The sequence below is a fragment of the Rhizobium sp. CFBP 13726 genome (assembly GCF_014841925.1).
In the GTDB taxonomy this organism is placed as follows: Bacteria; Pseudomonadota; Alphaproteobacteria; order Rhizobiales; family Rhizobiaceae; genus Neorhizobium; species Neorhizobium soli.
Map to the genome: position 1 here is coordinate 403,180 of NZ_JACYUU010000002.1, position 19,520 is coordinate 422,699.

19 protein-coding genes are annotated in these 19,520 nt (G+C 62.5%); 7 read left to right on the forward strand and 12 right to left on the reverse strand.

Annotation, left to right across the window (positions count from 1 at the left end; all coding sequences use genetic code 11):
* Positions 1-103: 103 nt before the first annotated feature.
* Positions 104-2,074, forward strand: coding sequence for a methyl-accepting chemotaxis protein (locus IFT66_RS08930; RefSeq protein WP_192077400.1), 1,971 nt, complete (start codon positions 104-106; stop codon positions 2,072-2,074).
* Between the two features lie 188 nt (positions 2,075-2,262).
* The gene (locus tag IFT66_RS08935; protein WP_192077401.1) at positions 2,263-3,408 is read left to right on the forward strand and encodes an alpha-hydroxy acid oxidase; all 1,146 of its coding nucleotides are present in this window, start codon (positions 2,263-2,265) and stop codon (positions 3,406-3,408) included.
* Positions 3,409-3,423: 15 nt separating this feature from the next.
* On the opposite strand, the gene IFT66_RS08940 is transcribed toward IFT66_RS08935, so the two are convergent.
* Positions 3,424-3,840 carry a response regulator gene (locus tag IFT66_RS08940; RefSeq protein WP_249406410.1) on the reverse strand — a complete coding sequence of 139 codons (417 nt, stop codon included), beginning with the start codon at positions 3,838-3,840 and terminating at the stop codon, positions 3,424-3,426.
* A gap of 200 nt (positions 3,841-4,040) precedes the next feature.
* Here IFT66_RS08940 and IFT66_RS08945 point away from each other — a divergent pair, with 200 nt between their 5' ends.
* A complete protein-coding gene (locus IFT66_RS08945; RefSeq protein WP_192077402.1) occupies positions 4,041-4,802 on the forward strand; it encodes an SDR family NAD(P)-dependent oxidoreductase in 762 nt (253 codons plus the stop codon).
* Between the two features lie 31 nt (positions 4,803-4,833).
* Here the strand turns inward: IFT66_RS08945 and IFT66_RS08950 are convergent, their stop codons facing one another.
* From IFT66_RS08950 to IFT66_RS08995, 10 genes are all read right to left on the reverse strand, one after another.
* Positions 4,834-5,619 carry a hypothetical protein gene (locus IFT66_RS08950; RefSeq protein ID WP_192077403.1) on the reverse strand — a complete coding sequence of 262 codons (786 nt, stop codon included), beginning with the start codon at positions 5,617-5,619 and terminating at the stop codon, positions 4,834-4,836.
* A 119-nt stretch (positions 5,620-5,738) separates the two neighbouring features.
* Positions 5,739-6,485, reverse strand: a complete 747-nt coding sequence (locus IFT66_RS08955; RefSeq protein WP_192077404.1) for a metallophosphoesterase family protein — start codon at positions 6,483-6,485, stop codon at positions 5,739-5,741.
* Positions 6,485-6,841, reverse strand: a complete 357-nt coding sequence (gene uraH, locus IFT66_RS08960) for a hydroxyisourate hydrolase (protein ID WP_192077405.1) — start codon at positions 6,839-6,841, stop codon at positions 6,485-6,487. Before uraH ends, IFT66_RS08955 begins: the two co-directional genes overlap by 1 nt.
* Complete coding sequence (locus IFT66_RS08965) at positions 6,838-7,362, reverse strand: ureidoglycolate lyase (RefSeq protein WP_192077406.1); 525 nt, start codon at positions 7,360-7,362, stop codon at positions 6,838-6,840. Before IFT66_RS08965 ends, uraH begins: the two co-directional genes overlap by 4 nt.
* Complete coding sequence (locus tag IFT66_RS08970) at positions 7,346-7,708, reverse strand: HepT-like ribonuclease domain-containing protein (RefSeq protein ID WP_192077407.1); 363 nt, start codon at positions 7,706-7,708, stop codon at positions 7,346-7,348. Before IFT66_RS08970 ends, IFT66_RS08965 begins: the two co-directional genes overlap by 17 nt.
* A complete protein-coding gene (locus IFT66_RS08975; protein ID WP_062582764.1) occupies positions 7,705-7,998 on the reverse strand; it encodes a nucleotidyltransferase family protein in 294 nt (97 codons plus the stop codon). Before IFT66_RS08975 ends, IFT66_RS08970 begins: the two co-directional genes overlap by 4 nt.
* 63 nt (positions 7,999-8,061) lie before the next feature.
* Positions 8,062-8,559: a 2-oxo-4-hydroxy-4-carboxy-5-ureidoimidazoline decarboxylase gene (gene uraD / locus IFT66_RS08980; protein ID WP_174196363.1), complete on the reverse strand. Its 498-nt coding sequence runs from the start codon at positions 8,557-8,559 to the stop codon at positions 8,062-8,064.
* Positions 8,556-9,512, reverse strand: a complete 957-nt coding sequence (gene puuE, locus IFT66_RS08985; RefSeq protein ID WP_199864796.1) for an allantoinase PuuE — start codon at positions 9,510-9,512, stop codon at positions 8,556-8,558. The genes uraD and puuE overlap by 4 nt, the downstream gene beginning before the upstream one ends.
* A gap of 71 nt (positions 9,513-9,583) precedes the next feature.
* Positions 9,584-10,291: a DUF1045 domain-containing protein gene (locus IFT66_RS08990; protein ID WP_192077408.1), complete on the reverse strand. Its 708-nt coding sequence runs from the start codon at positions 10,289-10,291 to the stop codon at positions 9,584-9,586.
* A 112-nt stretch (positions 10,292-10,403) separates the two neighbouring features.
* Positions 10,404-11,606, reverse strand: a complete 1,203-nt coding sequence (locus IFT66_RS08995) for an NAD(P)/FAD-dependent oxidoreductase (RefSeq protein WP_192077409.1) — start codon at positions 11,604-11,606, stop codon at positions 10,404-10,406.
* On the opposite strand from IFT66_RS08995, the gene mnmD reads away from it, so the two are divergent.
* The gene (mnmD, locus tag IFT66_RS09000) at positions 11,605-12,345 is read left to right on the forward strand and encodes a tRNA (5-methylaminomethyl-2-thiouridine)(34)-methyltransferase MnmD (RefSeq protein ID WP_192077410.1); all 741 of its coding nucleotides are present in this window, start codon (positions 11,605-11,607) and stop codon (positions 12,343-12,345) included. The genes IFT66_RS08995 and mnmD overlap by 2 nt on opposite strands.
* Before the next feature lie 12 nt (positions 12,346-12,357).
* On the opposite strand, the gene IFT66_RS09005 is transcribed toward mnmD, so the two are convergent.
* On the reverse strand, positions 12,358-16,068 hold the full coding sequence (locus IFT66_RS09005) for a response regulator (RefSeq protein WP_192077411.1): 3,711 nt from the start codon (positions 16,066-16,068) through the stop codon (positions 12,358-12,360).
* A gap of 237 nt (positions 16,069-16,305) precedes the next feature.
* Between IFT66_RS09005 and IFT66_RS09010 the strand changes: the two genes are divergently transcribed.
* The 3 genes from IFT66_RS09010 to IFT66_RS09020 all read left to right on the forward strand — a co-directional run bounded on the left by IFT66_RS09010 (position 16,306) and on the right by IFT66_RS09020 (position 19,512).
* Positions 16,306-16,647: a hypothetical protein gene (locus tag IFT66_RS09010; RefSeq protein WP_062455440.1), complete on the forward strand. Its 342-nt coding sequence runs from the start codon at positions 16,306-16,308 to the stop codon at positions 16,645-16,647.
* A 276-nt stretch (positions 16,648-16,923) separates the two neighbouring features.
* The gene (locus IFT66_RS09015) at positions 16,924-17,277 is read left to right on the forward strand and encodes a hypothetical protein (RefSeq protein ID WP_062455439.1); all 354 of its coding nucleotides are present in this window, start codon (positions 16,924-16,926) and stop codon (positions 17,275-17,277) included.
* Between the two features lie 477 nt (positions 17,278-17,754).
* Positions 17,755-19,512, forward strand: a complete 1,758-nt coding sequence (locus IFT66_RS09020) for a DEAD/DEAH box helicase (RefSeq protein ID WP_192077412.1) — start codon at positions 17,755-17,757, stop codon at positions 19,510-19,512.
* Positions 19,513-19,520: the final 8 nt, after the last annotated feature.

Below are 19,520 nucleotides of genomic sequence, written 5' to 3' on the forward strand. Positions count from 1 at the left end.
TCGCCGGACCAATCGGTCAGTTTATGCATTTGCCCCAGCCCTCCCGGCCGGCACCAGCAAAGCTGATGGAATGACGGCTTCTTTGGACCTCCACGAGGGATATATGTCGTTTCTGAAAAACGCGAGTATTCGCACCAAAATACTGTCTGTGCTCATCCCGCTCTGCGTCGTCGGACTGAGTGCCACAAGCTTCGTTGCAAGCCGCTACAAGGCCGCCGACACCAGCTATTCGGATTTCATCTCTTCGGACAACGTTGCGGCCGTGGAATTTGTGCGCGTCAACCGCAACCTGGCCGCCTCAGGCTACGCCGCCTATCAAATTCTTACATACTCACGCACCGACCCGGCCATGACGACTGCAATAGCTTTCTACAAGGAAAGCAAGACGGCTCTGCTGATGCGCCTCGACACCGTTCAGGCAGGACTGGCGTCGAAAATGCCTGAGGTCAACGGCATCGCCATCCGTGTCAAGGAAGCCCTTGCACTGATCGACAAGGCCGTCGAGGCCGGCTCCTCCGATCGTGACGAAGAGGCCCGCGCGCTGCTTGCGCAGGCGGACCTTCAAATCATGCCGCTCGGCAGGGACATGGTCACTTTGCTGGATCGCTTCAACAAGGGCATTGCCCAGACCAGCGACGAGATGACCGAGACCACCAATGCCCTCATTTTAAAGACGCTCGCAGCGCTGGTCGTCATCTTTGCCCTTGGCATCATCGCCTCACTCATCATCGCGACGAAGGGCATCACCAAGCCGATCGCCAGCCTTCGCGAACGCATGGCATCGCTGGCACGCGGTGAGACGGAGGCCCCTGTCGAAGGTCAGGATCGCCGCGACGAGCTTGGCGCCATGGCGGCAGCCGTTGCCGTGTTCCGCGACAACGCGCTGGAGCGCATCCGCCTCGAACGCGAAGCCGATGCCAACCGCAGCCTGTCCGATCGCGAACGCATCGAACGCGACGCGCAGAAGGCAAAGGACGCAGCTGACACCCAGTTCGCAGTGGACCAGCTTGCCGGCGGACTGGCGAAGCTTGCACAGGGTGATGTCGCCTACCGCCTCGACACGCCGTTCGTCGCGCATCTCGATGCACTGCGCAACAACTTCAACGATTCGGTTGCCAACCTTCAGGAAACCCTGCAGGCCGTCGGCAACAATGCCCGCGGCATCGACGGCGGCGCCAATGAGATCCGTGCGGCCGCCGACGATCTGTCCAAGCGCACCGAACAGCAGGCCGCTTCGGTCGAAGAAACCGCAGCCGCCCTGGAGCAGATCACCACCACGGTGAAGGATTCCAGCAAGCGCGCCGAAGAAGTCGGCAACCTCGTCACCAAGGCCCGTGCCGGTGCCGAGCGTTCCGGCGCAGTCGTCCGCGATGCGGTTACCGCCATGCAGGGGATCGAAAAGTCCTCGGGCGAGATCTCCAGCATCATCGGCGTCATCGACGAAATCGCCTTCCAGACCAACCTTTTGGCCCTGAACGCCGGTGTCGAAGCCGCGCGTGCCGGTGAAGCGGGCAAGGGTTTTGCCGTCGTCGCACAGGAAGTCCGCGAACTCGCACAGCGGTCTGCCAAGGCCGCCAAGGAGATCAAGGAACTGATCACCGCATCGAGCGAGCATGTCCGCTCCGGCGTCCACCTCGTCGGCGAGACCGGCAAGGCGCTGGAAGTCATCGTCGCCGAAGTTCAGGAGATCAACCGCCACGTCAACGCGATCGTCGACTCCGCGCGCGAACAGGCGGTCGGGCTGCAGGAGATCAACACGGCGGTCAACACGATGGACCAGGGCACCCAGCAGAACGCCGCCATGGTGGAAGAATCGACAGCGGCCAGCCACTCGCTTGCCAAGGAAGCAGCCTCGCTGAACGACCTCCTGTCGCGCTTCAACCTCGGCCAGGGCGAAAACCGCTCCACATCGAACGGCCGTCGCGGCCATGCTCCGTCGGCTCCGATGGCCGTATCGGAGGCCTCGCGCCAGACACCATCGCCGGCACGAGCACTCGGCAACCGCATCGCTTCAGCCTTCGGCGGCGGTTCGTCATCGGCCGCGGCACAGGCCCAGTCCTGGGAAGAATTCTGAGGCCCATCCACAAAACCCGACCACAGATTGAGTAAACTACGACGGGCGGCCTTGGCCGCCCGTTTTCCGTTGTGGCGCGACACCTGCGGTGCAGTTGAGAAAACTGCTCCCCCAAACCGACGTTTCCGCTGGCAAGGTCGCCCGGATATGGTAGTTGTCGGACAACCATCGAGGAGGAAGTTTTGCGCATGTCCAAGCCGCTGACCATTGCCGATCTGAAGACCATGGCTCGCCGTCGTGTGCCCAAGATGTTCTTCGATTATGCCGATAGCGGTGCCTGGACCGAAGGCACATACCGTGCCAACGAGGAAGACTTTTCCAGGATCAAGCTGCGCCAGCGGGTGCTTGTCGACATGACCAACCGGTCGCTGGCAACGACGATGGTGGGACAGGCAGCGGCGATGCCCGTGGCACTCGCGCCAACCGGAATGACCGGCATGCAGCATGCCGATGGCGAGATGCTGGCGGCGCAGGCGGCCGAAGAATTCGGCGTTCCCTTCACGCTGTCCACCATGAGCATCTGCTCGATCGAGGATGTGCGCTCGGTCACCACCAAGCCATTCTGGTTCCAGCTCTATGTGCTCAAAGACCGTGGCTTTATCGAACGGCTGATCGGCCGCGCCAAGCAGGCCGGCTGCTCGGCGCTGGTCGTCACCGCCGATCTGCAGATCCTCGGCCAGCGCCACAAGGACATCAGAAACGGCCTGTCGGCGCCGCCGAAGTGGACGCTCAACAGTGCCCTGCAGCTGGCGACCAGGCCGCAATGGTGCCTGGAAATGCTGCGCACCAAGCGTCGCGGTTTCGGCAATATCGTCGGACATGCGAGCAACGTTTCGGACCTGTCGTCGCTTGGTGCCTGGACCGCCGAACAGTTCGACCCGCGCCTCTCCTGGGACGATATCCGCTGGATCAAGGACCTGTGGGGCGGCAAGCTGATCATCAAGGGCATTCTCGACGAGGAAGACGCACGCGCCGCAGCCGATACCGGCGCCGATGCGATCATCGTCTCCAACCACGGCGGCCGCCAGCTGGACGGCGCCCCCTCCTCGATCAGCATGCTGCCGAAGATCGTCGACGCCGTCGGCGACCGCATCGAGGTGCATTTCGACGGCGGCATCCGCTCCGGTCAGGATGTGCTGAAAGCCGTGGCGCTGGGGGCCAAGGGCACCTATATCGGCCGCCCCTTCCTCTACGGCCTCGGCGCGATGGGCAAGCCGGGCGTCACCGCAGCACTCGAAATCATCCGCAAGGAGATGGACATCTCGATGGCCTTGTGCGGCAAGCGAGACATCCAGACCTGCGGCCGCGATATCATCGCCGACGTGAGGTTCTGATTTCTTCTTCTGAGCCTAGGCCCACAATCTGCCGCAGGGCCATGCCTGGGACGACCGCGTGGAGGCCTGGGCAATCCGTGCCGCGAGCATGTCGAGCATTTTCGGCAGGTCATAGGGTTTGGGAATGAACGCGCAGCCGGGTTGAAGCTCGGCTTCGCACAGGACATGACCGCCTGACGTGACGATGACGGCGGTATCCCGGTAGCAGCTGCAGATCAGCTTCATCAGGTCGAAACCGTCGAGGGCGCCGGGCATGTCGATATCGGTAATGACCGCGTCAACGGATCGGGACTGCCCAAGGACGGCCACCGCCTCGAGCACGTTCGATGCCTCGAGAACCGTATAGCCGGCATCCTCCAAAGTGTCTGCCAGATGCAGCCGGATTAGGGGCTCATCTTCTACGACAAGCACGGTACGCTGATACAAAGCCATGTTCGCCTCCGATGTAGTTCGCTCCCTCAACGCCTGCCATCTGATTTCGATGTGTCCCGTCCGTCAGTCTTTGCTAACAATATTAATAAAATGCGAACAATCGCATATTCGCCGCGTCTGCCGGTGGAACCGCGCCCCGTTCCTGCCCGTTCGAAGCCTTGGAGGATGGCCCTAACAGCATCGCTTACAAGGAGAATTTCATGCAGCGCTTCAGCGAAAAAGTCGTCATCGTCACGGGCGCGGGATCGGGCATCGGCAAGGCGACCGCAGAACGGTTTCTGGATGAGGGCGCCTTCGTCGTGATCGCCGGCCGCACCCCCAAAAAGCTCGAGGCGGTTGCAGCGCCCTACCCCACGGACCGCGTTCTCGTGCAGGCCTGCGACATGGCGGACGAGGACCAGGTGAACGATCTGGTCGAGGCCGCGGTCAAGACGTTCGGTCGCGTGGACACTCTCGTCAACAATGCAGGTGTAGCGGTGCAGGGCGATGTGTCATCGCTGTCGACCAGCGACTGGCGCAAGGTGATGGCGACCGATCTCGACGGCGTGTTCTTCGCAAGCCGCGCGGCAATCCCGCATTTGAAGACGACCAGAGGCTCGATCGTCAACGTCGCGTCTGTTTCCGGCACCGGTGGCGACTGGGGCATGGCGGCCTACAATGCCGCCAAGGGTGGTGTCGTCAATCTCACCCGGACGATGGCGCTGGATCACGGCAAGGACGGCATCCGCGTCAACGCGGTCTGCCCGAGCCTGACCCGCAGCGGCATGACGGACAGCATCATGGACAACCAGGAACGGCTGGCCCAGTTCAACGCGCGCTTTGCGCTGGAAGGCCCCTGCGAGCCGGCCGATGTCGCCGCCGTGATCGCGTTTCTGGCGAGCGACGATGCGCGCTTCGTGACGGGCGTCAACCTGCCGGTCGATGGTGGAATCTCTGCCTCCAACGGCCAGCCTCCGAAGTAAGGCGGAGGCCACGGCGAAAAGCGGCTGAGGCTCAGGAGCACCAGCCGGACTTGCCGGCGCCCGGGCGCTTCGCCAATCCCTCGTTGACGAGGATATCGGCAAGCGAGCGGCCGTTGCGGGTGACTTCGCGCAACTGGTGACCATCGACCGCGGCGTCGTTGCCGCGCCAGCTCGCCAGGTCGAACGGGCCGGAATCGAGAAATGCGCGGACTCGAAGCTTGGCATCGCTCGCCTTGATCCGCTCGGCCTCGCAGCGGGGCTTGGCGATGTTGGGGACTTCGACGCCGACCAGCCGGATCTTCTGGCCATGGAAGACGAACCGGTCGGCGGACACGACGCAGTCGTCCTGCTTGGCGGTGCCGCAGAGAAAGAATTTTGCCTCATAGGCGCCGGCGAGCTTTTCGCCCACTCTCGGCGCCCCCGGCTGAGCCGCCGACTGTGCGGCAACCGCGTCGAGCCCCGGCTTGCCGATCGGCGCCGGCGGAATGATCGCGGCCGTCTGGCTCTGGTCAAGCACAGCGGCCGGCCGCGGCGTGACCGGGCGCTGCAGAGGTGCTGCGGCGACGACCGGTTTGGGCGGTACCGGATTGTCATCGCGCGGCACCGGCTTCGAGGCTGTCTGAACGGGCTTTGAAGAGGTGAGACTGCTCACGAAGCGGTGCGCGGCAGTCGAATGATCGTAGAGCGCGATCGAGCCGCCGACCACGACAAGGGCTGCCCCCCAAAGCCAGAGCGAACCGCCCGAACGCGAGGAAGAGCGTTTGGTCCCGGCGCTGCGCTTGCGTTTCGCAGCCGGTTTTGCGCGTGATTGAGCCATCGAATCATCCCCTGTCTCGTCGCAGGGGAGTATCTGGAAGAAGCCTTGCGGAATGGTTTCCGTCGGAATTTTAGCGGTGGATAGAGAATTGAAGGGGATGGGCGCGGCCCGACTGACCCTCACACCCTGCCGGTCGCGAGTGCACTTGCCCAGTCGGGACGGTCGTTTTTCGCGGCGAGCCGGGACATTGCCATGTGGTCGTAGGCCACGGTGCGCAGTGTCGGCACGAAGCCTTTGTCGGTCTTTTCGATCACCGCGTAGGACGCCAGTGCATGGCCCGTTTCGACCTTGTGATAGACGGGGGCATCGTCGTCATAGGCGGGCTGGCCGACGCTGCCGGGATTGACGATCAGCCGGCCATCGGAGAGCCGGACGACACGGGCCACATGGCTGTGACCGCAAAGAATCAGCGACTGCGCGATGCCGTCGGCCAGCGCTTCGATCTCGGCTTGCGGCCGCAGCGTCACGTGGCCGTCCGCAGACACCGTTTCCAGCCAGTAGAGATTGTCGTTCTCAGGCGTCGCGTGGCAGAGGTAAACGTCGTCGCGCCAGACCATGCTGACCGGCAGTTTGCGCAGCCATTCGAAATGCCGCCGTGCCAGCTGCCCGTGCGCGTGCCGATCCGAGGCCGCCAAGGCGTCGGGTGGCGTTTCCAGGAGGTAGCGATCGTGGTTGCCGCGCACGGTCTGCGCTGCGGCCTCATCGAGAAGCAGCAGCAGGTCACCGGTCCGGTCCGCCTCCAGCGGGCCGCTGAAACAATCGCCGAGATTGACGATGTCGCGGATGCCGAGGCTGGCGATATCGTCAAGCACCGCCTGGAGTGCGGCGCAGTTTCCGTGAATATCGGCGATCGCTGCAAAGCGCATCAGCTTCCCCTGTAGGTGGAATAGCCATAGGGCGAGATCAGCAGCGGCACATGGTAATGGGCCGAGACATCGGACATGCCGAAGCGGATCGGGATGACGTCGAGAAATGCCGGCTCGGTCAGCGAGACACCGCGGGCACGCAGATAATCGCCGGCATGGAAGACGAGCTCGTAGGTTCCTACAATGAAGGTGTCGCCGGAAAGGATCGGTCCGTCATCGATGCGGCCATCGGCATTGGTCGTGACCGTCATGAGTTTTTCGCGAACGTCGCCGTCGATGCGGTAGAGGTCGATGACGAGCCCCGAGGCAGGCGCACCGCTCGCGGTATCGAGCACATGGGTGGTGAGGCCGGTCATAGGCTGGGCTCCGTGATGCGATAGGGTTTGTCGAAGAAGAATTCCTCGAGGTTTGCCGCCGTGTTGTCCCGGTCGACGACGAGGAAGTCGCTGACCTCGCTTAGGGCCATCAGCGGATGATGCCAGGTATTGGCGAAATAGTTCACGCCCTGATGCGGCTGCGCCAGAAAGACTTTCGGACGCCCCGGCCGGCCGTCCTCGTCGTCGGAAACGCCCACCAGAAACGGCCGCCCGGAGAGTGGCATGAAACTCTGGCTGCCGAACGGATGCCGCTCCATCATCCCGACCTCGTGCGGAAAACTCCGCGGCTGGCCGCGAAAAATGTTGAAGATCAGCCGCTCGGCCGGCCCGACCACAACTGGTGAGGCAAGCCCGTGATAGCGCTCCGTCGTGCCGTTGTTGATCAGCCGCATCGTCGCCGGATCGGCCTCGATCACATCGCCATAGGCTGCGAAGGCTGCTTTGGTGAGCGGGAGGATGTGGAGGGTTTCGGGGTCGGTCAAATCATTCGCCTTGGGCATGGAAGTTGCGCAGAGAGTGGAGTTGGTCGAGAAGGTCGGGAATGGATGTCTGAACCGTATCCCACAGAGTTTCCACATTGATGCTGCGATAGCCGTGCGCGATGCGGTTTCTCATTCCGCGGATCTTGATCCACGGGATATCCGGATGGTCGGCCACGAATTCGGGAAACTCCTTGGCAAGCTGCATGGAGGCTTCGCCGATCATCAGCAGGTTCATCCCGATGCCCCGCTGCGCGAGAATATTGCCGGCGAAGTCCTCATAGGTCATGCCTGCGACAAACGTCCGGATCTCCTGCCCGATCTCAAGCATTTCATCGATGTAGGTCTGGAGCCGCTCGATGCTCATACAGGCTTGGCTTCCCGCAGTATCCGCTCGCGCAGGCGCTCGGGAAGATCCCCGGGTGTGAGAAGGTCGACATCGGTGCCCGACATCATCTCTTTCAGCTCTTCCAGCAATCCGCCGAGATCAAACAGCGTTGTGCCGGGCAGTGCATCGACGAGGATGTCGATATCGCTATCCGGACGATCCTCACCCCGCGCCACCGAACCGAAGACGCGCGGGTTCGCCGCATTGAAGCGTTTCGTCGCTTCGCGGATAGCCACACGGTTTTTCTCCAGCACTTCCGACGGTCTCATGAGGGCGAGAACTCCTGTTGCGGTCACTATAGGCGAAGGACAGGCAAGGGAAAAGCAAACGCCTCACGTCTCCGGCAAAAGCGCAAGCAACCGCAGATGCGCGATCCTTTCCACCTGGGCGCAGGCGGTCGCAAATTCCTGGTCCGCATCGTTGCCGACGCGGGTCTCGAAGGCGGCGAGGATGTCGTCACGGGTCAGGCCTTTCACGGCGATGATGAAGGGGAAGCCGAATTTGGCGACATAGGCGGCGTTGAGTTCGGTGAAGCGTGCGTGCTCATCTGGGCTCAGACGATCGAGCCCGGCGCCGGCCTGTTCGCTTTTGCTCTCTTCGGTCAGTCCGCCGGCGATGGCGAGTTTTCCGGCGAGATCCGGATGGGCGTTGAGGATGCGGAGCTTCTCCTGCCGGTCCGCGGCGCGAAAGACCGCCACCATCGCTTCATGCACGCCCTTCGCCGTCAAAGGCACGAAGATCATGCCGCCGTCATAGGCGCGCTCGGCGATAAAGGGCGAATGTTCGAACACGCCGCCGAAGGTCGCGACGAAATCGTTGCGGGCGGTCATCGTGCAGCCACCGTGCTTGGGGCCGACACATCTGAGGGCTTGTGATGGGCATGCCAGTGGCGGGCGATCTCGATGCGTTGCGGCAGCCAGACCTTGTCGTGGGAGAGCACGTATTCCATGAACCGGCGCAGCGCCGCCACGCGGCCTGGGCGCCCGACGAGGCGGCAATGCAGGCCGACCGACAGCATCTTTGCCGCCCCCTCCTCGCCTTCCCGGTAAAGTGTGTCGAACGCATCCTTTAGATAGGTGAAGAACTGATCGCCGGTGTTGAAACCCTGCGGCGTGGCAAAGCGCATGTCGTTGGTTTCCAGCGTATAGGGGATGATCAGGAACGGCTTGCCATCCAACCCGGGAACCCAATAGGGCAGATCGTCGGCGTAGCTGTCGGACGAATAGAGGAAACCGCCCTCTTCCATGACGAGCTTCAGCGTGTTGTCGGATGGCTTGCCCTGATACATGCCGTAGGGACGTTCGCCGGTAAGCTCCGTATGCAGCCGCACCGCTTCGATTATGTGTTCGCGTTCCCGCGCTTCGTCGAAATCCTTGTATTCGAGCCAGCGGTAACCGTGGCTGGCGATTTCCCAGCCAGCTTCCTTCATCGCAGCGACAGCCTCAGGGTTGCGGGCCATGGCAAGCGTCACGCCGTAAACGGTGGTCTGCACGTTGAGTTCGGTAAACAGCCGGTGCAGCCGCCAGAAGCCGGCGCGCGAACCGTATTCGTAGATCGATTCCATGTTGAGGTTGCGCTGCCCCGGCCAGGCGGCGGCGCCGACGATCTCCGACAAGAGGTTTTCCGACGCCGGATCATCGTCGAGGATCGAGCTTTCGCCGCCCTCTTCGTAGTTGATCACGAACTGCACGGCGATATTGGCGCCGCCGGGCCATTTCGGATCAGGCGTGTGGCGGCCGTAGCCGACGAGATCGCGGGGGTAGTCTTTTATGGTTATGGGCATGGTCCACCTCGATTATCTCTTGTGGAAGGTAGCCCAGCCTTTCCGCCGATGTCGAGACGGAACGTGATCGCTCAGGCGATCTTGCGGGCGGAAACGCGCCCCATCGGATGCAGCGAATGCACATGGAACGGCGCACCGGGCTCATTCTCGACGAACAGCGCGATATTGGCGATTTCCAGGGGACGCAGCAGATACGGGTTGAAATGGGCGCGCAAGGCGGTTTCGAAACGCGGCATCTCGGCCGCTGTCATCGGGCCGGTCAATGTCATGTGGAAGCGGTATTCTTCCATCACGTATGGGTTGCCCCAGCGATAGAGATTGGAAAACTGCGGCGCCGAAAGATCGCCGGGATCGGCGCGTTCGAGTTCGCCTTCCGAGAGCGGCGCCCGAAACGCATCGAATTCCTGCACGACGGCGCAGGCGAGAAACCGCATCCGCTCGCAAGGCACAGCCGGAACGAGCCCGAAATAATTGCCGAGACGCGCCACTTCGAGAAGCGGCAGTTCGAAAGGATCATGCGATCCCGCAAAGTGCATCAGATCGCGCAGCAGCATCTGTTCGGTAATAGCAGGAGCGAGCCGGAACGGCGCCTTGAGCGTGGCGTGAAAACCGCAGCGGCGCGGCAGCGCGGTATGATAGGCGATCTCGTGCAAACCAAGGTTGCAGATCTCGGGCGGCTCCATCGCCTCGCCGGAATAGGCACTGCGGCCTAGCCATTGCGCCGCGGCAAGCGTCAGCGGATCATGCGCAGGTGGCGTAAAATAGAGTGCGTAGCGCATGCGTCACCTTTTCTGCCCCTGTTCGTTTATTCACGCATGCTCATCAACCCCACGAATTGGGTTACGCGATTTGCGTGACAGATTAACGACGAGAAAGGGCCGAAACGCGCGTTTAACGCGTAGCAACCGCAAGATGATCCGAAAGTATAAAACTCTCGGGTAGCGAGTGCTTCTGGCCGATGACGAAACCGAGCGCAGCATCTGCAAGCCTGTGGGCAAGCCCGAAGCTGACCTTGAAGCCGCCGGTGAGAGCAATGACGCGCGGATGGTCGGGATGCGGACCGACCATCGGCTCCCGACCGATCGCCTTCGGCCGTAGCCCGGCCCAGCGCTCCACCACTTCCGCACCGGAAAGTGCCGGCACGAGCGCGCGGGCGCGGACCAGGAGATCGTCGAGCTTGGCATCGGTGGCAAACGGCGCGTCGAATTCCTCCTCGCTGGTGCTGCCGACCGCCACGTGGCCATCGTCATGGGCGATCACATAGAGCCCGTTGAGAAACAGGATCGGAAGCGACGGATCGATATCGGCCTTCAGCAGCGCCGCCTGCCCCTTCACCGGCTGTCCCAGCGGAACCGAGATGGATGGAGACAGGGGCCCGAGCAGCGGAAACGACTGCGGACCGGCCGCAATCATGCAATGGCCAAAACCGATCGAGCGTCCATCGGAAAACTCGACGCGGTTTGCCACGGGGTCGATCCGCTCCGCCTGCAGTCCTTCGACCAGGCGCACGTGCCGGGCTTTGCCAAGGAAGGCCGCCAGCGCAGCCATCAGATGGCGCGGGGAAACGCGGGCGGCAAACGTGTCGTGCACGATGCCGGCTTCGGTAAAGGCCGGGTCCGGCCATCCGTCGAAAGGCGACGCATCGAGCACATGCCAGTGGAACGGATCGCCGTCGTGCCGCCAGTTGACCTCCGCCTCCTGCTGATGGCGTAGGGCGATGGGTCTGAGATGCGGCTTCGGCAGCGGGATCAGCCGACCGGAGCGGCGATAACCGCAGGACAGCCCGGTCTCGCCTTCAAGCCTAGAAACTTCGTCTTCGAGGGCGACCAGCGCATCGAACTGCGCCTGTTTTTTGTCGTTCCAGCGGTCGGGCACATGCGACATCAGCGCACCCAGAATGCCGCCGCTGGCACCCTGCCCCAACCGTCCGGCTTCGACCAAAAGGGTTCGGATGCCGAGCCGTTCCGCCTTGACCGCAGCCCAGATGCCCATGATGCCGCCGCCGATGATCAGGAGATCGACATGATCGCCGGGGAGATGCGGCATCGCTGGCGATTGACCCCGGGGACCTCGAGGATTATCCGCATCTTCCATGAGCAATCACGATCCCGAAATTGTAAAAGACGACGCCACGCCTGAAGCCCCGGCGCTTGATTGGCATGACGGCGATATGCCGTATTCGACGGAATTTGGCGACCACTTTTATTGCCGCACCGATGGCCGCCTGGAATGCGGCCATGTGTTTCTGGCCGGAAACGGCCTGCCGGAGCGCTGGAACGAGATGTCGCCAGCTGGAGACACGTTCCGGATCGGCGAACTCGGTTTCGGCACCGGCCTCAATGCCTGCGAGACCTGGCGCCAGTGGGAGCTTTTCCGCAAACCCGGCACACGGCTGCATTTCACATCGTTCGAGCTCTACCCGATGCAACGCGACGAGATCGGGCGGGCGCTGGCGCGGTGGCCGGAAATCGATGCTCAACGGCAGGCACTGACGGCTGCGTGGCCGGATGAGCCGAGCGGCCGGATCACCATCGACCTCGACGACCAGACGACGCTGACGGTTGTCTGCGGTCCAGCGCTCGACGGCGTCACGGCTGAAGAGGCAGACTTCGACGCTTGGTTCCTCGATGGCTTCGCGCCGTCGCGGAATCCCGACATGTGGTCGCCGGAGCTGATGCAGGCACTTTTCGACCGCACCCGCCCGGGCGGCACGTTCGGAACCTATGCGGCGGCAGGCTTCGTCCGCCGCAATCTGGCGGCCGCGGGTTTCACCGTGGAGCGCCAGCCCGGCTTTGCGGGCAAGCGCGAGATGCTGCGCGGACGCAAGGACTGAGGCTCTAAGACCTCAGTTGCCATCCAGCGCCGAAACGACGACGGCGCCGTCCAGCCAGTGGCGGATCTTGTTCTCAAGCGCTTCGGGACTGATCGGTTTCGACAAATAATCGTCCATGCCGACCTGGAAGCAGAGTTCGCGGTCGCTTTCGAGCGCATGGGCGGTGACGCCGATGATCGGGACATGCGTGCCGGTCGAGTTTTCGAGTTCGCGGATCTTGCGGGTCGCCTGATGCCCGTTCATCACCGGCATCGACACGTCCATGATGATCACCGCCGGATCGTACTTCTGCCAGGCCTCGACCGCTTCCGCGCCGTTCTTGACGATCTGGAACAGCCAGCCGGTCATCTGCAGGATCTGGGTAAAGACGATCTGGTTGACCTCGTTGTCCTCAGCCACGAGAACATCGAGCGTTGGTTTGACGATGGGAGCGACGGTGTTTTGTTGCGCCACCGGTTCTGCAGGCTTTGAGCCAGCTGTGTCGACGGCTGGAGTAAACGACGCAATGAGCGGCACCGCCTGCCCGGATGCGCGGCGCCGGGTGCGGATGACGCGGACGACGTCGATGATCGTGCTGCGCAAAAGGGCTGCGCGGGCGGGCTTCATCAGATGCGCCTGAACATTGAGCTCGGCAAACATCGTCTCGTCATTGGCCATGTCCATCGACGTCAGGAAGACGATGCCGGTGAAATCGAAGCGCCTGTCGCGCCGGATCGCCTTGGCGCAGTCGAACCCGTTCATCTCCGGCATGTGATAATCCAGCACGACCGTATCGATGACGATGCCGAGCCTAGCGGCTTCCTGCAGGAAGGCGAGGCCTTCAGCCCCGTCTTCAGCGGCCACGGTCTCGAAGCCCCACATGCTCAACTGTTCGGTGAGGATGCGGCGATTGACGGCATTGTCGTCGATCACGAGGACGCGGGCGCCGCTGGTGCTGACCGGCAGCGTCACTTCCATCTTGCGTTCGGCAACCACGGCAAACGGCAGGTTGACGGTAAAGACCGAACCACGGCCAAGCTCGCTCTCGACCTCGACGGAGCCGCCGAACAGCTCGACCAGACCGGAGGTGATCGCAAGGCCGAGCCCCGTGCCTTCATGACGGCGGGTGGACGACGTATCCACCTGGCTGAACTTTTCAAACACCGACCGAAGCTTTTCTTCGGGAATGCCAAGGCCGGTATCCTCGATGCGGATCGACAGCATCAGCTGGTCACCATCGATCGGCCGCGACTTCAAGTCGATGAAGACATGGCCCTTTTCGGTAAATTTGACGGCATTGCCGACCAGATTGGTAACGATCTGGCGGAAACGGCCGGCATCGCCGAGGACCGTTTCGCGCACCGAAACCTCGCCCCGGACGATCAGTTCGATATCCTTGTCGGCGGCGGCCGACGACAGAAGCGTCGCCACGTCCTCGATTGCCTCAACAGGATCGAACGGCGCCTTGCGCAGCTTCATCTGGCCGGCATCGATCTTGGAAAAATCGAGAATGTCGTTGATGATCGTCAAAAGCGCATTGCCGGATTTGACGATGATGTCGACGAAGGTCTTCTGGCGGGTATCGAGGCTCGATTTCGCAAGCAGTTCGGCCATGCCGAGCACGCCGTTCATCGGCGTGCGGATCTCGTGGCTCATGTTGGCGAGGAATTCCGACTTCGCCCGGTCGGCCGCTTCCGCCCGGTTGAGCAGGCGCGTCAGGTCCGCCTCGCGTTCCTTGCTCTCGGTGACATCCGTGAAGACGGCAAGCCAGTGGTCGTCCCCGGTCGGGCGGGCCTCGAGCTGGATCCAGCGGCGGTCCTCGACGCGGAACGAGGTAAATACCGGTTCTCCAGAGGCAACGCTTGCTTCCCATTCGCGCAGCGCCGCGGTCGAGGTACGCGCATCGCCAAGATCGCCGCGTTTTGCGCAGTAGCCAAAGACGTTGCGCCAGCTTTTGCCGATCGACAGCATGTCGGCCGGCATCTCCAGAATGGCGGCAAGCGCATCGTTTGAAAAGATAATCGCGCCGTCGTGCAGGATGAGCAGCCCTTGAGACATTGCGCTGGTTGCGTCGCGCATCAGCGCGCCGTGTTTCTGCAGCGCTTCCTGCGCTTGCCGGATGTCCGCATCGCGCTGGCGCATCGCGGTGATATCGGTATGGCTGATGAGGATCTTGCCATCGGTCAGCTGCGTGCCGGAGATCAGCAGGTAATGACCGCCATGGGTGCGGATCTCGATCGGCGGATGATCGTTGCTGGCTGTCAGTGCGGCGATGCGGGCATTGTAGATCGCATCGAAATCCAGGTCCGAGCCGGCATAGATACCGTTGTCGTAATTGACCTTCATGAAATCCCGGTAGGAACGGCCGGCGAGATCGAAGCGCTTGTCCGTATCCCAGGATGTATAGAAGGCGGGGTTGGCGTATTCGAACACCAGATCCGCATCGAGAATACCGATGCCGACGGGCTGGGCCGACAGGATCGTCTGCAGATCCTGGCTGACCTTTTCCGCCTTTTGCTGCGCTTCCTTGATCAGCGACACGTCCGTGCGCGAGCAGACCAGATAGCGGCTGCCGTCGTCGACCTCGATCGAGCGCAGGCGTGTAAGAACCGGAATGACCGAACCGTCCGGGAAGGTCATATCCTCCGACTTGTCGATCGCCTCGCCGTCCAGCACGCGGGCGTTTTCGTTCCAGAACCGCTCCGCCGCCCAGGGAAACATCTGGGCTTCCGTCTTGCCGAGATAGTTTTCCCGTTCGCTGCCCAGCATTTGCTCGTAGGCGTGGTTGGCATAGGTCAGCTCGTGCTTTTCGTTGCGAACGAACACGGGGGCCGGCAGGTCTTCCAGGATGGCGCGGAAAAGCCCGGTTTCCGCCACCTGGCTGCGCAGCAGCATCTCCTGGTCCTTGAAGTCGGTGACGTCGTGGCGGATGGCGATCAGCAGGCCGTTTTCCAGCCGCTTGTTGAGACTGCGCATCCAGCGACCATCCGGCAGCTTGTCGATCCGCTCGTGATAGGGAACGAGGAAGGCACGGAGACGCTGTTCCACCCACTTCTCGCGCGGCGCAAGCGTTACGGACGCATTGCCGCTTGCGGCACGTTCCCGCTGATCATAGGCGCGGTGGATGATGTCCTCCAGCGCTATGCCCGGCTTGATGACGATGCCGCAGGCATCGAAATGGTCGACAAGCTGCGAATTGCAGTAAACGAGCACATTGTCGCGGTCGTAGATGCCGATGCCCATTTCGAGCATGTCGATCGCGTCGTCGAGAAGACCGTTCTCAAACAGCGAAAACGGCTTCGCCGTCGTCTCGAGCGGCGCGGGGACGCCATTACCCGTTGGGCGCGATGCAGCGCCGACCGGCAGGAAATGGCCGAAGACGTAGGATTGATCGTCTTCCGTCAGAAACCGTTCAATATGGATCTCGTGGGAAAAGATCCCGTCGGCGTTGAACGCCAGCGCCTTTTCTTCGGCACCGAACACCAGGGCGCGGCATTCCTTTTCCTTGCGCTCGTCCTTTTCGCCATCGCTGCCGAGGCTGCGGCTTGTCTGGCCGACGAGCTCCTCCGGGCGAGCGCCGACCATGGCCGCATAGGCGGGGTTGACGGCGACGTATGCGAGCCGGCAGTTCTTGATATAGGCGGGTTCGGGGAGATCCACGATGCGGGCGCAGGCCCGCTCCAGAAACTTGCTTTCCAGGCGTTCGCTCTTCGTGTGCACCCTGCCCCGCTCACTCCCGCGCATGCGGGATCCCACCATTTTTCGGAAACCGACCCGATAACACCATAGCGAGTATTAACAACACGTTGCCCGGAACACAGGGTTGTTTAATATTTGCGTTTTCGCAAGTTCGAATGGAGTGCGGCCGGGGGCGTCTCACGCATCGAGGATCAACGCAATGACACTAAATCGGCAGCATCAGGCAACCTTGGACGCCGACGCCGGTTAACCCTGACGTGAAGCGAACAAAGGAAATTTTCGATGATGAAACTTGTGACGATTGCCACGCTGACGCTTGGCCTTGCAACATCGGCATTCGCTCAAGGTGCATCCGGTGGATCCGCAGGTTCCGGCGCGTCTGGCGCAGGCGCTGCATCCGGAACGAGCAGCGGCACAACCGGCCAGACGCCGTCCAACACACCGTCCAAAACGCCGTCCAATAGCGCCAACGATGGGACGACCACGGGCAGCACGGATTCCAAGAGCATGACGACCGGAAACGGCACGAGCAAAGGCGGCTGCGACACGACGGGTGTCGGTGGCGCACCTTCGGCAACCAGCGGTTCGACCGACGGTTCCGGCACCACGACGAACAACTGCTGATCATCTCCGGCGCCGGGTTCAGACCCGGCGCTTTTTCTTGCCCGCCAAAACCGCCAGACAGCTCGAGCCGCAATTCCTCCCGAAAATTGCCGGGTTTTCGCCGCAATCCAATCTCCGGGCAGACCCTGGGTTGCCGACACCTTTCGAAAAGCAATTTTTCCACGGTGGAGTCTGAATAGGCGTTCAGACTACGGCGATAAAACCTCCATCAATCCGCCGTGATTGAGAGCGACGCTCTGATCGTACCTCGAAACACCACGGGGAAAGGAACCAGGCATGTCGATCATGAAGAAGACCATTACTGCTGGCATTGCGGCTCTCTCGGTCGCCGGCGCACTTGCTGCGACGGCACCGGCAGCGCAGGCCCGCGATCACTACCGTCACCACGGCGACGATGTGCTGCTGGGTGCCGCGGCAGGGATTGCCGGCGGCCTGATCGGCGGCGCGATCGTGTCAGGATCGCAGCGTCCGGTCTATGTGGAGCCGCAATACGAATATGCTCCGCCACCACCGCCGCCGGTCGTCTACCGTCGCGCCTATTATGCCGCACCGCCACCACCACCGCGTTGCCACCATGAATGGGTGGAAAACGAGTATGGCGAAGCCTACCGCGCACGGGTCTGCTACTAGAGCGTCCAGGCGTCCATCAAGATTTGCGATACGGCGGTGCGATGCACCGCCGTATTTCGTTTTGGGCTGCCACTCGGCGCGACCATTGCCTTGGGGATCGCCGTCGGTGTGGCAGCCGCTCGGAGGGCTGACGACGCGAGAAAATCCCCTGTGACGTGAGTGCCTACGGGGTCGCAGCTAGCGGACAGCCTGCGTCGTTTTGCAGAAGAACCTTGACTTTCGGCGGCAAATCAACCAAATGCATGCCAGCTTTCACCTTCCGGCAGCCGCGTGAGCTGCCCCGCGTCCATATTGACAGCGCGAAGAAGGAACAAGGCGCACAGATAGATCGCCCTCGGGATGAGGGTTCAAGCGCTGGAAAGTAATTTCCAACACACAAGTTCCCAAATCACGCGGGGTTCTTGACGCCACAAGCAGCCCGGATGGCATGGTGCCATTTCGGAGCGTCCGCTTTTGGCGCCCCGAAAGGTATTCGACTTGACGAATTTTGAATCTCTTGGCGTGTCCAAGCAGATCGTCGCCACGCTCACCGAGCTTGGTTTTGAAACCCCGACGCCGATCCAGGCCCAGGCAATTCCGCTTCTCCTCGAAGGCCGCGACCTGATCGGCCTTGCGCAGACCGGCACCGGCAAGACCGCAGCTTTCGGCCTCCCGCTGATCGAGCGCCTGATGGCCGACGCGACCCGCCCCGACAACCGCACCACCCGCGCGCTGATCCTCGCGCCGACCCGCGAACTGGTCAACCAGATCGCCGCCAACCTGAAGACCTTCATCAAGGGCCGCCCGCTCAAGATCAATCTCGTCGTCGGCGGTGTCTCGATCAACAAGCAGCAGCTGCAGCTGGAAAAGGGCACCGACATCCTGGTCGCCACCCCTGGCCGCCTGCTCGACCTGATCTCGCGCCGTGCGATCGGTCTGACGACGGTTCGCTTCCTCGTGCTCGACGAAGCCGACCAGATGCTCGACCTCGGCTTTGTGCATGACCTGCGCAAGATCTCCAAAATGGTGCCGAAGAAGCGCCAGACCATGCTGTTTTCGGCCACCATGCCGAAGGCGATCGCCGATCTGGCCGCCGACTTCCTGACCGATCCGGTCAAGGTGGAAGTGACGCCTGCGGGCAAGGCAGCCGACAAGGTGGACCAGTTCGTCCACTTCGTTGCCGGCAAGGGCGACAAGACCGACCTTCTTCGCAAGTCGCTGATGGACAACCCGGATGGCCGCTCGATCGTCTTCATGCGCACCAAGCACACCGCTGAAAAGCTGATGAAGCACTTTGAAAACATCGGCTTCTCGGTTGCCTCGATCCACGGCAACAAGAGCCAGGGCCAGCGCGAACGGGCGCTTAAGGGTTTCCGCGATGGCGAGATCAAGACGCTGATCGCGACCGACGTTGCCGCCCGCGGCATCGATATCCCGGCCGTCAGCCACGTCTACAACTACGATCTGCCTGACGTTGCGGAAGCCTATATCCACCGCATCGGCCGCACGGCCCGCGCCGGCCGCGAAGGCATCGCGATCGCCTTCTGCGCGCCTGACGAAACGATGCTGCTGCGCGACATCGAAAAGCTGATGAACATCGAGATCAAGACGCTGACCGGCGAACGCCCTGAGACGATGAACCGTCCGGTTCGCGCCAACGGCGGCAACAAGGGTGGCGGCGCCAATGCCCGCGGCGGCAACAAGGGTGGCCGTGGCGGCCAGCCTCGTGGCAATGGCGGCGGCGGCGAAGGCCGCGGTGCTGGTGCTGCCGGCGAAGCCCGCGGCCCGCGCCGCGAGCGCCCGGCCCGCAAGCCGTTCTTCGCTGGCGACGGTGCAGAAGCACCAAGAAGCCAGGCTCCGCGTTCGCAGGCTCCACGGCCTGCAGCGGTAAGCGTAGCGCCCGACAACGATCTGTCCTCGACCTCGGATTTCCGTCCGGTCAAGAAGCAGTTCGGCAACCCGGGCGCAAAGCCTGGCGGTCGTCCCGACAACCGTGGCTCAGCCAAGCCAGCCGGTTCCGGCAACCGCGACCATGCGAGCCACGGCGCGCATGAAGCCGGCAGCCAGCGCAAGGCCCATCAGAGCAATGCGGCCGCCGCATCCGGCGAAGCCAAGCCAAACCGGCACACGCCGGCCGCAGCCCCCAAGGGCGACGGTCGCGGCCCGGTCCGCTTCGGCAACGACAACCGCGGCCAGGCCCCCATCGACCAGCGCACCGCCGGCCATCAGGGCCGCAAGCGCACCACGCGCGCTTAACGCGAGAC

Excerpts from the sequence above, each read along its gene's own strand:
- IFT66_RS08930 (WP_192077400.1), top strand. The coding sequence starts at position 104 with ATGTCGTTTCTGAAAAACGCGAGTATTCGCACCAAAATACTGTCTGTG.
- IFT66_RS08935 (WP_192077401.1), top strand. The coding sequence starts at position 2,263 with ATGTCCAAGCCGCTGACCATTGCCGATCTGAAGACCATGGCTCGCCGT.
- IFT66_RS08940 (WP_249406410.1), bottom strand. The coding sequence starts at position 3,840 with ATGGCTTTGTATCAGCGTACCGTGCTTGTCGTAGAAGATGAGCCCCTA.
- IFT66_RS08945 (WP_192077402.1), top strand. The coding sequence starts at position 4,041 with ATGCAGCGCTTCAGCGAAAAAGTCGTCATCGTCACGGGCGCGGGATCG.
- IFT66_RS08950 (WP_192077403.1), bottom strand. The coding sequence starts at position 5,619 with ATGGCTCAATCACGCGCAAAACCGGCTGCGAAACGCAAGCGCAGCGCC.
- IFT66_RS08955 (WP_192077404.1), bottom strand. The coding sequence starts at position 6,485 with ATGCGCTTTGCAGCGATCGCCGATATTCACGGAAACTGCGCCGCACTC.
- uraH (WP_192077405.1), bottom strand. The coding sequence starts at position 6,841 with ATGACCGGCCTCACCACCCATGTGCTCGATACCGCGAGCGGTGCGCCT.
- IFT66_RS08965 (WP_192077406.1), bottom strand. The coding sequence starts at position 7,362 with ATGCCCAAGGCGAATGATTTGACCGACCCCGAAACCCTCCACATCCTC.
- IFT66_RS08970 (WP_192077407.1), bottom strand. The coding sequence starts at position 7,708 with ATGAGCATCGAGCGGCTCCAGACCTACATCGATGAAATGCTTGAGATC.
- IFT66_RS08975 (WP_062582764.1), bottom strand. The coding sequence starts at position 7,998 with ATGAGACCGTCGGAAGTGCTGGAGAAAAACCGTGTGGCTATCCGCGAA.
- uraD (WP_174196363.1), bottom strand. The coding sequence starts at position 8,559 with ATGACCGCCCGCAACGATTTCGTCGCGACCTTCGGCGGCGTGTTCGAA.
- puuE (WP_199864796.1), bottom strand. The coding sequence starts at position 9,512 with ATGCCCATAACCATAAAAGACTACCCCCGCGATCTCGTCGGCTACGGC.
- IFT66_RS08990 (WP_192077408.1), bottom strand. The coding sequence starts at position 10,291 with ATGCGCTACGCACTCTATTTTACGCCACCTGCGCATGATCCGCTGACG.
- mnmD (WP_192077410.1), top strand. The coding sequence starts at position 11,605 with ATGAGCAATCACGATCCCGAAATTGTAAAAGACGACGCCACGCCTGAA.
- IFT66_RS08995 (WP_192077409.1), bottom strand. The coding sequence starts at position 11,606 with ATGGAAGATGCGGATAATCCTCGAGGTCCCCGGGGTCAATCGCCAGCG.
- IFT66_RS09005 (WP_192077411.1), bottom strand. The coding sequence starts at position 16,068 with ATGCGCGGGAGTGAGCGGGGCAGGGTGCACACGAAGAGCGAACGCCTG.
- IFT66_RS09010 (WP_062455440.1), top strand. The coding sequence starts at position 16,306 with ATGATGAAACTTGTGACGATTGCCACGCTGACGCTTGGCCTTGCAACA.
- IFT66_RS09015 (WP_062455439.1), top strand. The coding sequence starts at position 16,924 with ATGTCGATCATGAAGAAGACCATTACTGCTGGCATTGCGGCTCTCTCG.